Source organism: Aeromicrobium panaciterrae (assembly GCF_031457275.1).
Lineage (GTDB): Bacteria > Actinomycetota > Actinomycetes > Propionibacteriales > Nocardioidaceae > Aeromicrobium > Aeromicrobium panaciterrae_A.
Genome location: NZ_JAVDWH010000001.1, coordinates 1,400,272 through 1,415,270 on the forward strand (window position 1 = coordinate 1,400,272; position 14,999 = coordinate 1,415,270).

The following is a 14,999-nucleotide window of genomic DNA, read 5'->3' on the forward strand; positions in this document are numbered from 1 at the left end:
CGTGACTAGAACACGTGTGTGGATCGCTGCTGCGCTCGGGGGCATGCTTGCCTCGGTTCTCCTTGCTGCGCCTGCAGAAGCGCTTGTTTCCGCGCCCAAATGGCTCGTGGTTGAGGGGCAGACGGCAACGACGGTGAGTCTCGATTGGCGGTATGTCTCTCGCGCGGGACAGTACCGAGTGCAGTACTCGACCAAGAAGGACATGTCGAACCCAACGTCGGTCAGGTTCACCGCGAGCAAGGGAACGGTCGCAGGACTTCACCCGGACACGTCGTACTGGTTCCGGGTTCGCGCACTCAGGAAGTCCGGGTCCAACTACAGCTACTACACGAAGTCGCCATTTCCGACCACAAGGACTCTTGCCCTCGCAGCCCCGACGGGCTTCGCTGTCACCAGTCTCGTGTCCACTGCGGCCGGTCTGGAATGGTCCAAACCCGAAGGCGCTGCCAAGTACGAGCTGGATCGATCCAGCAACGAGGAATTCACCGGTGCTGTCACGACTGAGACTGTGGCCAACGACGTCACGGTGAAACCACTGACAGCCGTCACCGACTACTGGTTCCGGGTCAGGGCCGTGACATCGCAAAACGTGAAGAGCGCGTACACCGACGCGCTTCACGTCACGACGCCACGGACTGGCGAGCCCGATCCCGACGCCAGAGACGCTGAGGTGCGCGTCGCCAACTTCAACATCTTCGGCATCGATGCCGACTCCAAAGCGAGTGGCAACCAAAAGGTCTGGGCTACCCGAAAGCCCGAGGTCGCGAGGGACATTGTCGACGACGGGGCCGATGTGGTCGGGCTTCAGGAAGCCAACCAGTCGACCAGCTACTACCCGGCGAACTCGGGATTGACGCAGTACTTCGACTTGCTCAACGCCGTCAACGCTCGCGGAGTGAACTACGCCCTCGCGAACGACAAGAACTACAACTGTGTGCGGTGGGTCAGTTCGGCGGACTGCGTCAAGAAGGACCAGGGTGCGTCGAGAGGCGTCAGGATCCTCTACAACACCGCCACGCTTGCGCTGCAGCAGCAGGGCTCGTTCAGGTACGACCACCAGACGGGCACTGTCGAGCGCTATCTCGCCTGGGCGACCTTCCGGGTGAAGGAGAACGGCCGAGTCTTCCTGTTTGTCACCACCCACCTGCAGCCATTCGAAAGCTCCACTCAGCGGGCGACGAGAATCGCGCAGTGGGATGAGCTGATCAGCTGGGTCAAGGCCAAGCGAGACTCTCTCGACGGGGCAGCTCTTGCAGTGACCGGTGATTTCAACACCACTCGCAACACGGATTACGCCGAACGACTCGTGCCAGCCATGAAGACTGCCGGTTTTGGGGACGTACTCAATCAGCAGTTCCACGAAAATCCGATTGCAGAGCCGCGCGCCAAGAACGCGGTCAACGGGTGGATCAACACCCGCAACGGTTGGAGCAAGAACCTCAAGGGCCTCACAGACGACGGCAACACGTGGACCTTCTGGGACGAGCAACAGAAGACCGGCAACAACATTGACTGGATCTTTGCCTCGAATGAACTCGCCGTCGAGGAGTGGAAGGTCGTCATCAGATACGACAGCGAGTTCAAGGTGACACGCACGGTGCCGTCTGATCACAACATGGTGAGCGCGACCCTGGTGCTGCCGCCACCGCGGTGATGGCCCGCTCAACATCACGAATTGCAGGGCAATCGGCTGATAACATCAGCACGTTGACAGATGACGAACTCTAGGGGATTTGATGTCGAACAATCCTGAGTCGTCAACCCCGGTTCGGGTCTATCGCGCGCTACTGCCGGAGCGTATGCGGCGCTGGATTGATCACTCCGTTTCCATGGCCGCGCGCCAACGCGTGAAGCGAGCCGTCGCGTTCGTTTCTGTCGGGCGAGCGTCGGGTTGGGTGCGCGGCAGTCTCCATCGTGTGAGTCACCGAGCGTTCTACGCGGGGCCATCACGCGTGACCATCGCTGACGGCAACAGGACCCGCGTCGGGCACGTTCACCGCGGGCTCACGACGCTCAATGCTCGCCAAGCCAACCTCGACCTGGTCGTCGAAGCGCTCAACGAGGCCGGAGTCGACTACTTCGTTCTTCCGGAGCCGATGACGACAGGATCCGCCGTCGGCATCGAAGACGTGGACGCCAAGCGCGCGAGTGCCGCCCTGTCGACCCTCGCGCGCGAAACCGGTGGCTACTGGCGATGGGTTGGCGGTGGCAGCAGCAAGCTTCGGGCCGGTACGTCGTCGTTCCGATGGTCCGCCGGCAAGCGTCTCGAGGCGGTTCGCCTGCTGTGGTTCAGAACCGATCCCAGCAAGAGGATCGTGCTGGGTGCGGGCTTCGCGTGCGAGGTGCAATTTTGGAGCCGTGAGGACGGCCTGCTTGTCACGGGTCGGCGCAACCGGGTCACGCAGGAGATCCCCGTCGACGATCCCGTCGTAGAAGCGCCCGGCGAGATCTTCACCCGGCTCGCTCCGCCCGTTCGCGGAGAGCTGCCGACGATGCGTACGCGCTGGTCGTTCACAGCCAAGCGCCCCGACGCCGTCAGATTCCCGATCGACGTGGTCTACACCTGGGTCGACGGCTCGGACGAGAAGTGGCAGTCCAAGCGCGCGACCTACTTGCCGGACGCGTATCACGAGGATGCCGCGCACGAGTCGCGCTACAGCGACCGCAACGAGCTGCTCTATTCACTGAGATCGCTGGCGATGTACGCCCCATGGGTGCGCCACGTCTATCTCGTCACCGACGACCAGGTGCCGGCGTGGCTCGACACGACATCTCCCAAACTGACGGTCGTCGACCACACCGAGATCTTCACGGACAAGAACGTCTTGCCGACGTTCAACTCCCATTCCATCGAGAGCCAGTTGCACCACATTGAGGGCCTCTCGGAGCACTTCATCTACTTCAACGACGACATGTTCCTAGGTGCGCCGGTCTCGCCTGAGGACTTCTTCCACTCGAACGGCATCGCCAAGCACTTCCCGAGCCGAGCCCACGTCCCGTCCGGGGAGCCGAGCGAGGACGACGTACCGGTGTCAGTCGCAGCCAAGAACAACCGGACGCTGATCCGCGACCGCTTTGACCTGGATATCACCCAGAAGATGAAGCACGCGCCGTACGTTCTTCGCAAGAGCGTGCTTGAGGAGATCGAGAAGGAGTTCGAGGACGAGCATCGCGCCACGGCGTCGCACCGGATCCGGGATCGTGGCGACCTGTCGGTCGTCTCCTCGCTCCACCACTACTACGCGCTGTTGACGGGTCGCAGCGTGCCGGGACACATCCGTTACACGTACGTGGACCTCGGTATGCACGACGCTTCCCTGCGCCTTGACCGCATGCTGGTGACGCGGAACTGGCAGGCCATGTGCCTCAACTCCACCAACGAATCGCCGTTCGAGCTCGGCGATGCCGAGCTGGTGGCCTTCTTCGATGACTACTTCCCGGTGGCCAGCCCGTTCGAGCTTGATCGCGGAGTCGTATGACGAAGACGGACGCGTACGCCGAATCCTCGGGCTTGGTTCGGATCTATCGCAGCCTGCTCAGCGCCAATACCCGCGCTCGAATCGATCGGCGAGTTCCGCTGCGCCTGAGGTTCGCGGTGAAGCGGATCGCGGGACTCGGTCGCGTTGTGCCAACTCCCGCAAGAGTGGCGTTCGCTGTGGCCTCCAGGGCCCACCGATCCTTCTACCGAGGAGAGGGTCGAGCTCTCGCTCTCGACGGGGTGCGCCACGTCGCGGCCCTGGCGGACACGGCTCAGTCCCCGCTCGAGAGCCGACGCAAGAATCTCCTCACCGTGCTGGGTGCTCTCGAAGCAGCCGGGATCGACCACTTCTGCGTGCGCGGTCTCAAGGACACCACGAGCACGGTCGCAGTGGCTTCCGATGACTGGGCTGCCGTGACGTCGCTGCTGAGCCAACTGGCTTCGGATACGACGGGCTACCTGGCTCTGGTGTACGGCGATGCCGAACCGGTAGAGGTACGCGGCCGGCCCGGCTATCGCCGATTGATCGCGCGTCGAGCCCACGCTGCGGCCGCCGTCCGCGTGGCCTGGTTCAGAACAGACTCAACCGGTCGCGCTGTCTACGGAGAGCGCTACTCGTGCGAGATCCAGCGATGGGAACGATCCGACGGCGGTCGACTGACTGCACCGCTTCGCAATGCTGTCGCCCCGTTCGTGTCAGACCAGCACGAGGCAGTCCTGGCGAGCGATTCGCTGTTCACGCGTCTCGCGCCGGCCGATCGCAATCCGCTGCCCGATGTGCGGACCCGTATCGAGTTCACGGATGGACGCCCCGACGACGTACTTTTCCCGATCGATGTGGTCTTCACCTGGGTCGACGGTGCCGACGCAGAATGGCAGCGCAAGCGGGCCGAACACTCCCCGGATTCGTATCACGAGGAATCAGCCAACGAGACGCGCTATCGCAGTCGCGATGAGCTGAAGTACGCGCTGCGATCGATCGAGATGAACGCACCGTGGGTACGCAACATCTACGTCGTCACCGATGATCAGCGGCCGTCATGGCTGGACGAGTCAGTCCCTGGCCTGACTCTCGTCGATCACCGGGACATCTTTTCGGACACCTCAGTCTTGCCGACCTTCAACTCGCACGCCATCGAGACTCAGCTCCATCACATCGAAGGACTGAGCGAGCACTTCATCTACTTCAACGACGACATGATGCTCGGCGCCGAAGTCATCCCGCAGCACTTCTTCCACGCCAACGGCATCACGAAGTTCTTTCTCAGTCCGGTCAACGAGCCACAGGGCGACCCGACCGCGGATGACGTGCCCGTGACGATCGCAGCCAAGAACAACCGGCGGCTCCTGAAGCAACATTTCGGGACGTCGCTGACTCAGAAGATGAAGCACGTGCCGTACGCGCTCCGAAAGAGCGTGCTCGAAGAGATCGAGGCGAAGTTCTCCGACGAGATCCGGGTGACGATGGGCAACAAGGCCCGAAGCCGCGACGACATCTCCCTGCTCTCGTCGTTCTACCAGCACTATGCGTTCTCGACGGGCCGCGCGGTGCCCGGTCGGATCCGGTACTCGTACCTCGATCTCCGCAAGGGCGATGCGCGCCGGACCATGGGTCTGCTCCTGGCGATGCGCGACCAGCAAGCCTTCTGTGCCAACGCCACGAGTGTGGGCGAGCAGGAAGTCACCGCCGAGGAACTCAGGGAGTTCCTCGAGTCGTACTTCCCGGTGCCCAGCCGCTTCGAGAGGTAGAGGTGTTGGGCGCGCGTTTGGTGCGTGTTTGACCCAGTGTGACTACCATCACGTATGGAGTTTGAGACAGCCGCTCGAGCCATCCTCGCCAACATCGAGAAGGTCATCGACGGCAAACCAGAAGCGGCTGAAGCCGCACTTGTTGTGTTCCTGGCCGAAGGCCACCTGCTGATCGAAGACGTTCCGGGCGTCGGCAAAACCGTGCTCGCCAAGGCGCTCGCTCGCTCAGTCAGCTGCTCGGTTCGCCGCATCCAGTTCACTCCGGATCTGCTGCCTTCCGACATCACTGGCGTCTCGGTCTACAACCAGGCTGACCGTGAGTTTGAGTTCAAGCCCGGAGCAGTGTTCGCCAACATCGTCATCGGCGACGAGATCAACCGTGCCTCGCCCAAGACCCAGTCCGCGCTGCTCGAGGCCATGGAAGAACGCCAGGTCACGGTCGACGGCACCACGTACGAGCTGGGCAGCCCCTTCACGGTCGTCGCCACGCAGAACCCCTTCGAGATGGAGGGCACGTACGCGTTGCCCGAGGCTCAGCGCGACCGCTTCATGGCACGCATCTCGATGGGCTACCCGTCGCCGGCCGCCGAACTCGAGATGGTGCAGGGCCGCGACACCAGCAACCCGTTCGACCAGCTCGACGCGGTCGCATCGATCGAGGACGTGCAGAGCATGATCGCCGCCGCCCGCGCGATCTACGTGTCGCCCGCGGTCGAGCAGTACGCCGTCGACATCGCTCAAGCCACCCGCGATGACGCTGAGCTCCGGCTCGGGGCCAGCCCGCGAGCCACCCTCCAGTTGGTGCGCGCGGCCAAGGCCAGGGCCGCAGTGCAGGGTCGCGACTTCGTACTTCCAGACGACATTGATGTGCTGATCCCTGTGGTGCTCCCGCACCGACTCATCCCGATGCGCGGTGTTGCGGATACCGCGGACGTCATGGAGCGCATTGTGGCGGAGACGCCAGTGCCCGCCGGAGCCGTCCAGCCGTCGTGAGGCCGGCGCGCTCTGTCGTTCTCACCCCGCGGGGCATCGGCTTCCTGATCGCCGCGTTGGTCTGCTTTGTCGCCGCACCGGTCCTGTCGCTGCCTGCGCTGCTGTACGTCACGGTTCTGCTGGCCGGTCTCGTCCTGTTCTCGACGATCTTCGTGTTCGGCGGCCACTCGAACGTACGTATTGAGCGATCGTTCTCACCGCAGGTCGTGGCGCCTGGCAACACGGCCAAGGCGACCGTACGAGTCACGAATCTGTCGATGATCCCGTGCCTGGAAGCCGAATGGCAGGACGAACTGCCCGCGGGGATCTCCGGCGACTCGGCGGGGGTTCTCCCGGCGCTGGGAGGAAGCCGTCAGGAGGACTCGCGGGTCTCGTTTTCGTACGGATTACAGGGCCTGCGACGCGGCCGCCACTCGATCGGCCCTCTGCGCGTGCAGGTGCTCGATCCGTTCGGCCTGGTGTTTCGGCGGCATTCGTTCGGATCGCCCGAACCCTTGATTGTTCTCCCGCGGCGGATTGATCTGCAGCCGTTGGCTCCACGCGGTGAGAGTGATGCCGGAGCGACTCGTCCCGCTCCGCAACATGTCGGCGTCGGCGACGACGACATCATCGCCCGCGCCTACCTGCCGGGTGACGCCATGAAGCGTCTGCACTGGAAGGCGACCGCCCATCGGGGTGAGTTGATGGTGCGGCAGGAGGAGCAGCAGATCAACCCGCGAGCAGGGGTGTTCCTCGACTGCGACCCGCGTTCGCAGGGCACGGCTCGGGACGGCAAGGGCCTGTGGGAGCACTCGCCGACGTTCGAGTGGGGGATCGTCGCCGCTGCGTCGATCGTTCATCACCTTGCGCGTACGGGCTACGTGGTGGCGTTCCAGACCAGCAGCCCCGCGATCGAATACGAGATCGCCGACGGCCAGGACTCCGTCGAGGACGCGATGGTCGATCTCGCCGTACTCGAGCCGGACGAGAACGATCACGATCGCCACATGAAGCCCGAGCGTGCTGCCTTCGCGATTCTTGGCCGCATCGACATACCGCGCGCCGAGCACTGGGTGCACGCCGTCGGGGGAGCGCGCGACGTGCACGCCTTCGTCGCCGCCGGTACGTCCGCCGCGGCGCTCGATGTGCTCGATGACGCGCGCTGGAAGGTCGTCACCTATCGGCCCAACGACGACCTGAACCAGATGTGGTCGCTGTTCGACGGGGTCATCCGTGCTTAGACCGGCCGCTCGCCAGACGACGCGGCGCAGCGCACGCGCCGTGTGGTCCGATCACGCTCTGCTCGCCGCCGCCTTGGCGGCGCTTCTCTCCGGCTTCACCACCGTCATCGATGGACGCTCCTGGTACGTGTCGGCGATCCTCGTGGCGATCTTGACCGGTGTCACCTGCGCCGTGCTGCGATCGGTGGGAGTACGAAGGGTCTGGCCAATCGCCATGGTCGTCGAGCTATTGGTGCTCGCCTGGATCTTCGTGCCGGAGACGATGCTGGGCATCATCCCGACGCCCAGCAGCCTCGCCGAGCTGGGCCGCATGCTCGGTCGTGCGCAGGACATCATGGTCGAGGAGGCCGCACCCGTCGCCGCGGCCAAGCCGATCGTCTTGGTGATCGCGGGAGCATTCGGTCTCCTCGCGATCTTGGGCGACTGGCTACTGGAGCGCGCACGAGCCGCACAGTTCGTCGGCGTGATGCTGGTGGCGGTCTTTGTCGCACCAGCCATCACTGCCGGTGATACGCCCGCGGTGTGGATCTTCATCGTTGTGGCCACCCTGTGGCTGTTCCTGCTCAGGTCGCGCACCCGCGAACGTACGGATCGAGGGTGGCGTGGGCGCTCACCGGCCCTGATCGTCGCGATCCTGGCCCTGATGGTGAGCGCGCTGATTCCGCCGCTGTTGCCCGACATTCGAGCAGTCGCCACCTCGTGGGGCAAAGCTCCAACTCCGGTGTTCGGGCGCGGTATCAACCCCATGCTCGAGTTGGGTCAGAACCTTCGCCGCAACAGCACGACGCTCGCACTGACCTATACGACAAACGCCAAGTCAGCGCCCTACCTGAAGGTCTCGACGCTGCGAGACTTCTCGGGCAAGACCTGGCACCCGGGGGAGTCGGTCGCTGGTGACCGGTTCGAGGGCCAGATCGGGCTCGATCCCGACATCAAGACGACCGACACGCTGACGACCATCTCGATCAAGAACCTCCGCAGCTCGTTGGTGCCGGCGCCCTATCCGGCTCTGGGCATCTCGGGACTCAAGGGCCCCTGGCAATTCGAACGTATGGGACTGACGATCCGATCGACCCGCAGCGACACCCGCGGTCAGACCTACACCGTCAACAGCATCAAGATCGCCCCAACTGCTGACCAGATGCGCGCGCTGGCGTCGAGGTCCAGGCCTTCGCTCGAGCCGTACCTCACGTTGCCGTCCAACATGCCCACGATCATTGGTGCGACAGCGCGCGAGGTCACCGCGGATGCGGGGAACGACTACGACCGGGCCTTGGCGTTGCAGCGCTACCTGCGCAACGGCAGCTTCCGCTACTCCGAGTCGGCACCGGTCGCTGACGGGTACGACGGCAATGGCGTGGACGTGATCGCCCAGTTCCTCGACAAGAAGACCGGCTACTGCGTTCATTTCTCGTCGACCATGGCTGTCATGGCGCGCACGCTCGGCATTCCGTCGCGCATTGCGGTCGGCTACGCGCCCGGTGACGTCATCGACATTCGCGCCGGCAAGAACGTGTACGGCAACACGTCCGATGATCTTCATGCGTGGACTGAGCTCTACTTCGAGGGCGCAGGCTGGGTTGGCTTTGAACCGACCCCGGGCGTGGGATCGGCGACTGCGTTTGCCGAGGCCAACGGCGTCGTGCCTGAGTCGACCGGCGGCGAGGGCGACGCGACCCAGCGTCCCGGCGGACTCGACGGCCAGGAGTTCGGTGCAGACGGTCCAGCTCCGACCGAGACGGCCGACTCCACAACAACGCGCACGATGGTCGTCACGTTTGCCGGCCTGCTCCTGCTGGGGATCACGCCGTGGCTGCTGCGGCACATTCGACGGTGGTGGCGTACGAGCCGCCGGGCCGTCGATCCGCTGTGGCACGAGCTCGAGGACACCGCGCAAGACTTCGGCATCGTCACGTCGCGTGCTGACACCCCGCGAGGGTTCGCTTCACGTCTGCGTACGCGCAAGGGAGTCAATGTTGAGGCGCTCGACAGGCTGCTCCGGCAGGTTGAGGCGGAGCGGTTCTCCAGGGCAGGTGCACAGGAGAAGGATGGCCGTGCAGACCTGCGAGCAGTCCTTCGCTCTCTGGGCGAGGGTGCCTCCCGCGGCGAACGGCTGCGGGCGGCCGCCCTGCCACGCTCGCTCGCAGGGCGGGGAACCTACGCGGTCCTCCGGCCCGAGGTGCTAGCCTAAATCCATCATGCGGATGAAGAGCCTGCTCCTTCGTTGCCGCGTCGAGGTCCTCTAGGTCGGACCCCTCGGCGCGGAGTTTGTCACGTACCGGCCACCTCAGCCCCAGACAAACTTCACGAGGAAATCTCCGATGACGAGCTACCCCAACACCCCACAGCAACCCAGCGGTATGCCCTTTGGGCGATACGAGCCATTTGTGCCGATCGCCCTGGAAGACCGCACCTGGCCAGCCAAGACCATCACGCAGGCACCTCGCTGGTGCGCTGTTGACCTGCGCGACGGCAACCAGGCCCTGATCGACCCCATGACCCCGCCGCGCAAGCTGGCGATGTTCAAGTTGCTCGTCGAGATGGGCTACAAGGAGATCGAGGTCGGTTTCCCCAGCGCCAGCCAGACCGACTTCGACTTCGTACGCCAGCTCATCGAGGGTGACCACATCCCTGACGATGTGGTGATCCAGGTGCTGACGCAGTGCCGTGAGCCGCTGATCGACCGCACCTTCGAGTCGCTGGTCGGCGCCAAGCAGGCCATCGTGCACTTCTACAACTCGACGTCCACGCTGCAGCGCCGCGTCGTGTTTGGGCTGGACAAGGACGGCATCACCGACATCGCGACGCAGGGTGCACGGCTGTGCATGAAGTACGCCGACATCCACACGCCTGACACCAAGATTTCGTACGAGTACTCGCCGGAGTCCTACACGGGTACCGAGCTCGACTACGCGCTCGAGGTCTGCAGCAAGGTCATCGAGGTCATCAACCCGACGCCTGACTGGCCGCTGATCATCAACCTGCCGGCGACCGTCGAGATGGCCACGCCGAACGTCTACGCCGACTCGATCGAGTGGATGCACCGCAACCTGCCTCGCCGCGACAGCATCGTGCTGTCGCTGCACCCTCACAACGACCGCGGTACCGGCGTTGCAGCCGCAGAGCTGGGCTACCTGGCCGGCGCCGATCGCATCGAAGGCTGCTTGTTCGGCAATGGCGAGCGCACCGGCAACGTATGCCTGGTGACGCTCGGCCTCAACCTGTTCAGCCAGGGCATCGACCCGCAGATCGACTTCAGCGACATCGACGGCATCCGTCGCACGGTCGAATACTGCAACGAGCTGCCGGTTCCGGAGCGTCACCCGTACGGCGGCGACCTGGTCTACACCGCGTTCTCGGGCTCGCACCAGGACGCGATCAAGAAGGGCCTGGAGGCGCTGGCGAAGGACGCTGCCGAAGCCGGCGAGTCCGTCGATGACGTCACGTGGGCGGTTCCGTACCTGCCGATCGACCCCAAGGACGTCGGCCGTACGTATGAAGCCGTGATCCGCGTCAACAGCCAGTCCGGCAAGGGCGGCGTCGCGTACATCCTCAAGAACGACCACCACCTCGACCTGCCGCGGCGACTGCAGATCGAGTTCAGTCGTGTCGTGCAGGAGCTCACCGAGGGTGAGGCTGGCGAGATCGAGCCCAACGAGATCTGGGCGGCATTCCAGCGCGAATACATCGATCGTGTCGAGCCCTACGAGCTCCAGAGCTTCAGCTCGGTGACGGCTGAAGACGGTCGCGACCAGCAGGTCGTTGACCTGCGCGTACGTGGTGAGGTTCGCGCCTTCAAGGGCGAGGGCAATGGCCCAGTTGCGGCGTTCGTCGATGGCATGCGCCAAGCCGGTGCGGACATCCAGGTGCTCGACTACTCAGAGCACGCTCTGTCGAAGGGTGGCGACTCGCAAGCCGCCGCCTACGTCGAGTGCAGCGTCGCTGGCGAAACCGTCTGGGGTGTTGGCATCCACGCCAACATCGTGACGGCATCGCTGCGGGCAGTGGTGTCGGCCGCCAACCGTGCGGCTGGGACTGCGGTTCCAGACTGACTCGCCGACTGTACCGGCCGGTACAGTCGTCGGACCCTGACGCGATAGGATTCTTCTAGACCGAACGATAGTTCGGTTTCTACGGAGGAGGGTTCGTGGCGCGCATCATCAATCAGGTGGCCGTATTCGGTCTGGGCAAGGTCGGCGAGCTCGTGGCCGTCATGCTGGGGGAGTCCGGCTTCAAGGTCATCGGGTATGACGCAGCGCCCCGCGACGACCTCGGGTTCGAAGTGCGACCGCTGGATGTGCGTGACGGTCTGAGCGAGTCGCTGCGCGGAGTGGACGCGGTCATTTCGTGCCTGCCCTACAGCCTCAACATTGCGGTCGCCGAGGCTGCTGCCGACGCGGGCGTGCACTACTTCGACCTCACCGAGGACGTGCCGACGACCAACCGCGTCATCGAGCTCGCCGAAGGTGCCCAGATCGCCTTCGCGCCGCAGTGCGGTCTCGCGCCCGGTCTGATCGGCATCATTGGTGCCTCGATTGCCAAGACGTTCGACGAGATCCGCTCGATCGAGCTCAAGGTCGGCGCGCTGCCGCAGAACCCGACGGGTCTGCTCGGCTACGCCATCAACTGGTCGCCCGAGGGTGTCGTCAACGAATACCTCAACGACTGTGAAGTCCTTCGCTCTGGCCACCGCCAGATGGTGCCCGCAATGACCGAGAAGGAGCGCGTCTTCATCGGCGGCATCGAGCTCGAAGCGGCGCTGACCTCCGGCGGTCTCGGCACGATGTGCCAGACGTACGAAGGTGGCGTCCGGCGCCTCGACTACAAGACCTTGCGCTACCCCGGGCACTTCGAGCAGATGCACTTCCTGTTCGACGAGCTCAACCTGCGTGATCAGCCCGAGCTGGTCGGCAAGATGCTGGTCGACTCAAAGCCACCGGTCAACGACGACATCGTCTACATCCACGCCGCTGTCGAAGGTGTGAAGTCAGGCCAGCCGTTCCGCGAGAACTACGTACGCGGCTACAAGCCACTCGACATCTCGGGGCGCATCTGGCGCGCCATCTCGTGGACCACGGCTGCTTCAGCGGTCAGCGTCGTCGAGCTCGTTGCCGACGGCGTGCTCCCGGCGGCTGGCTTCATCAAGCAGGAAGACATCACCCTCGAGCAGCTCTACTCAACACAGGCAGGCCGGCACTTCGCCGAGCAGGGACGGATCTGACATGACTGACATTGCAACCCGTACGAAGGACATCCTCGGACGCCTCGGCGCCGGCGACCCGTTCGTCGCAGACGGCGACCTGATCTGCCGCTCGCCGATCGACGGTAGCGAGATCGGCCGCCTGAAGTCGCACACGCCCGACGAGACGTCCGACATCATCGGGCGCGCCCAGTCGGCGTTCGAGCAGTGGCGCACTGTACCGGCCCCGGTACGCGGTCAGTTCGTGCGCGAGCTCGGTGAGCTGCTGCGTGAGCACAAGGAAGATCTCGGCGCTCTGGTCTCGATCGAGGCCGGCAAGATCGTTTCGGAGGGCCTCGGCGAGGTCCAGGAAATGATCGACATCTGCGATCTCGCTGTTGGCCTGTCGCGCCAGCTGCATGGTTTGACGATCGCCACGGAGCGTCCCGGCCACCGGATGATGGAGCAGTGGCACCCGCTGGGCGTCATTGGCGTCATCTCGGCCTTCAACTTCCCGGTTGCCGTGTGGTCCTGGAACGCTGCGCTCGCCTTCGTCTGTGGCGACGCAGTCGTCTGGAAGCCGTCGGAGAAGACGCTGCTCACCGCTGTCGGTTGCCAGGCACTTGCCGCCGAAGCCGGACGCCGTGCTGGCGTGCCCGATGGTCTGTCGGCTCTGCTGATCGGTGACCGTACGGTTGGCGAGCTCATGGTCGATGACCGCCGCGTGGCTCTGGTGTCGGCGACCGGTTCGACCCGCATGGGCAAGGAGGTCGCACCTCGCGTGGCCGCTCGCCTCGGTCGTACGCTCCTCGAGCTCGGCGGCAACAACGCCGCGATCGTCGCTCCATCCGCGGACCTCGACCTCGCCGTACGCGGCATCGTGTTCTCGGCTGTCGGCACTGCCGGCCAGCGCTGCACCTCGCTGCGCCGCATCATCGTGCACGAATCGATCAAGGACGAGCTCGTGGCTGGCCTCAAGGCCGCGTACGAGACGCTCCCGATCGGTTCGCCGCTGGAGTCCTCGACGCTGGTCGGACCGCTGGTCGACGAGCAGGCGTTCAGTGCCTTCGGCGCTGCCGTTGCGCAGGCGCAGTCCGATGGCGGCGACCTGGTCACCGGCGGCACACAGTCGGAGAGCGACGGTGGCTTCTACGTGCACCCAGCGATCATCGACATGCCCAAGCAGACCGAGATCGTGAAGGCCGAGACGTTCGCACCCCTGTTGTACGTCCTGACCTACTCCGACTTCGATGAGGCGCTCGCGCTTCACAACGACGTGGCCCAGGGCTTGTCGTCGTCGATCTTCACGCTCAATGTCCGCGAGGCCGAGACATTCGTATCGGTCGTCGGCTCGGACTGCGGCATCGCGAACGTCAACATCGGTCCTTCGGGCGCCGAGATCGGCGGAGCGTTCGGTGGCGAGAAGGAGACCGGTGGCGGTCGCGAGTCGGGCTCGGATGCCTGGCGGGCATACATGCGTCGGTCGACGAACACGGTCAACTACTCAACCGAGCTGCCGCTCGCACAGGGCGTGGAGTTCGTCTGAGCCATGGCCAAAGTCATCCAATTCGCGTTCGATTGCGCTGACCCTGCTGCTCTTGCGGGATTCTGGGCAGAGGCTCTCGGCTATGTTCTCGCACCGCCTCCAGCCGAATTTGAGACCTGGGACGCTGCCCTCGACGCTTGGGGCGTGCCGCCCGAGGAGCGAAACTCTCGTTCGGCCCTGATCGACCCCGACGGCGTCGGGCCACGGATCTTCTTCCAGCGGGTACCCGAGGGCAAGACCGCCAAGAACCGGGTTCACCTCGACGTACGCGCTGCCCCTGGCTTGACCGGTGACGAGCGTATGGCGGCGCTGTCGGCCGAGGCTGATCGCCTCATCGCGATGGGCGCGAGCGAGTGGTATCGGTTGGAGGGCAATGCGATGGATGAAGGAATCATCGTGATGTACGACCCCGAGGGCAACGAGTTCTGCCTCGACTAGCTCCGGTTCTCCTTGCGCCAGACGATCTTCAATCCTGACCAGTCGGTGTCGATCGCGGCGACCTTCACGTCGACCAAGCCGAGTTCTAATGCGGCATCCCGGATTGCGTTCTCGTCGACATCGCTGACGTGACCTGCGGCTTTGCGTGGCCATGCCACCCAGATCGAACCGGCGGGGAAGATCCACTTACCCCACGTGGCGTAGTCGATCTGCCCGCGCTCTCGTACGAACACCAGCGCCACATCGGTGGGACCGGGCTCGACCAGCTCAACGTCCTCGAGCGGCTCGGCGAACTCCCAGTCGGGCGACTTGCCCACGACAACCAGTCGTACGCCTGGCTTGATGCCGAGCTTCTTGAGCTGCGGCGTACCGGAATATCCCTCGGTCATGGCACGA

Annotated in this window: 11 protein-coding genes; 10 read left to right on the forward strand and 1 reads right to left on the reverse strand. The window is 64.4% G+C overall.

Features of this window, described 5'->3' with window-relative positions:
• The first annotated feature begins 1 nt into the window (after nucleotide 1).
• The 10 genes from J2X11_RS07290 (at nucleotide 2) to J2X11_RS07335 (ending at nucleotide 14,603) form a co-directional block, all read left to right on the forward strand.
• Entirely contained in the window at nucleotides 2-1,654 is a 1,653-nt protein-coding gene (locus tag J2X11_RS07290; protein ID WP_309968675.1) for a fibronectin type III domain-containing protein, read from the forward strand.
• A 262-nt stretch (nucleotides 1,655-1,916) separates the two neighbouring features.
• Complete coding sequence (locus tag J2X11_RS07295) at nucleotides 1,917-3,479, forward strand: stealth family protein (protein ID WP_309968678.1); 1,563 nt, start codon at nucleotides 1,917-1,919, stop codon at nucleotides 3,477-3,479.
• Nucleotides 3,476-5,227, forward strand: a complete 1,752-nt coding sequence (locus tag J2X11_RS07300; RefSeq protein ID WP_309968683.1) for a stealth family protein — start codon at nucleotides 3,476-3,478, stop codon at nucleotides 5,225-5,227. Before J2X11_RS07295 ends, J2X11_RS07300 begins: the two co-directional genes overlap by 4 nt.
• Before the next feature lie 54 nt (nucleotides 5,228-5,281).
• On the forward strand, nucleotides 5,282-6,220 hold the full coding sequence (locus J2X11_RS07305) for an AAA family ATPase (RefSeq protein WP_309968687.1): 939 nt from the start codon (nucleotides 5,282-5,284) through the stop codon (nucleotides 6,218-6,220).
• Nucleotides 6,217-7,440 carry a DUF58 domain-containing protein gene (locus J2X11_RS07310; RefSeq protein WP_309968689.1) on the forward strand — a complete coding sequence of 408 codons (1,224 nt, stop codon included), beginning with the start codon at nucleotides 6,217-6,219 and terminating at the stop codon, nucleotides 7,438-7,440. Before J2X11_RS07305 ends, J2X11_RS07310 begins: the two co-directional genes overlap by 4 nt.
• Nucleotides 7,433-9,631, forward strand: coding sequence for a transglutaminase TgpA family protein (locus tag J2X11_RS07315; RefSeq protein WP_309968692.1), 2,199 nt, complete (start codon nucleotides 7,433-7,435; stop codon nucleotides 9,629-9,631). The genes J2X11_RS07310 and J2X11_RS07315 overlap by 8 nt, the downstream gene beginning before the upstream one ends.
• Before the next feature lie 130 nt (nucleotides 9,632-9,761).
• Nucleotides 9,762-11,492 (forward strand): 2-isopropylmalate synthase, encoded by a 1,731-nt coding sequence (gene leuA / locus J2X11_RS07320; protein ID WP_309968695.1) that lies wholly within the window; start codon nucleotides 9,762-9,764, stop codon nucleotides 11,490-11,492.
• A 95-nt stretch (nucleotides 11,493-11,587) separates the two neighbouring features.
• The gene (locus tag J2X11_RS07325) at nucleotides 11,588-12,661 is read left to right on the forward strand and encodes a saccharopine dehydrogenase family protein (protein WP_309968698.1); all 1,074 of its coding nucleotides are present in this window, start codon (nucleotides 11,588-11,590) and stop codon (nucleotides 12,659-12,661) included.
• Nucleotide 12,662: 1 nt separating this feature from the next.
• Nucleotides 12,663-14,165, forward strand: coding sequence for an L-piperidine-6-carboxylate dehydrogenase (gene amaB, locus J2X11_RS07330; RefSeq protein WP_309968701.1), 1,503 nt, complete (start codon nucleotides 12,663-12,665; stop codon nucleotides 14,163-14,165).
• 3 nt (nucleotides 14,166-14,168) lie between these two features.
• Nucleotides 14,169-14,603 carry a VOC family protein gene (locus J2X11_RS07335; RefSeq protein ID WP_309968704.1) on the forward strand — a complete coding sequence of 145 codons (435 nt, stop codon included), beginning with the start codon at nucleotides 14,169-14,171 and terminating at the stop codon, nucleotides 14,601-14,603.
• On the opposite strand, the gene J2X11_RS07340 is transcribed toward J2X11_RS07335, so the two are convergent.
• Entirely contained in the window at nucleotides 14,600-14,992 is a 393-nt protein-coding gene (locus tag J2X11_RS07340) for a DUF3052 domain-containing protein (protein WP_309968707.1), read from the reverse strand. The genes J2X11_RS07335 and J2X11_RS07340 overlap by 4 nt on opposite strands.
• Between the last annotated feature and the right edge of the window lie 7 nt (nucleotides 14,993-14,999).

Bases quoted from the DNA above. Each gene is read 5' to 3' on its own strand.
- J2X11_RS07300 (WP_309968683.1), top strand. From the start codon at position 3,476: ATGACGAAGACGGACGCGTACGCCGAATCCTCGGGCTTGGTTCGGATC.
- J2X11_RS07305 (WP_309968687.1), top strand. From the start codon at position 5,282: ATGGAGTTTGAGACAGCCGCTCGAGCCATCCTCGCCAACATCGAGAAG.
- leuA (WP_309968695.1), top strand. From the start codon at position 9,762: ATGACGAGCTACCCCAACACCCCACAGCAACCCAGCGGTATGCCCTTT.
- amaB (WP_309968701.1), top strand. From the start codon at position 12,663: ATGACTGACATTGCAACCCGTACGAAGGACATCCTCGGACGCCTCGGC.
- J2X11_RS07335 (WP_309968704.1), top strand. From the start codon at position 14,169: ATGGCCAAAGTCATCCAATTCGCGTTCGATTGCGCTGACCCTGCTGCT.
- J2X11_RS07340 (WP_309968707.1), bottom strand. From the start codon at position 14,992: ATGACCGAGGGATATTCCGGTACGCCGCAGCTCAAGAAGCTCGGCATC.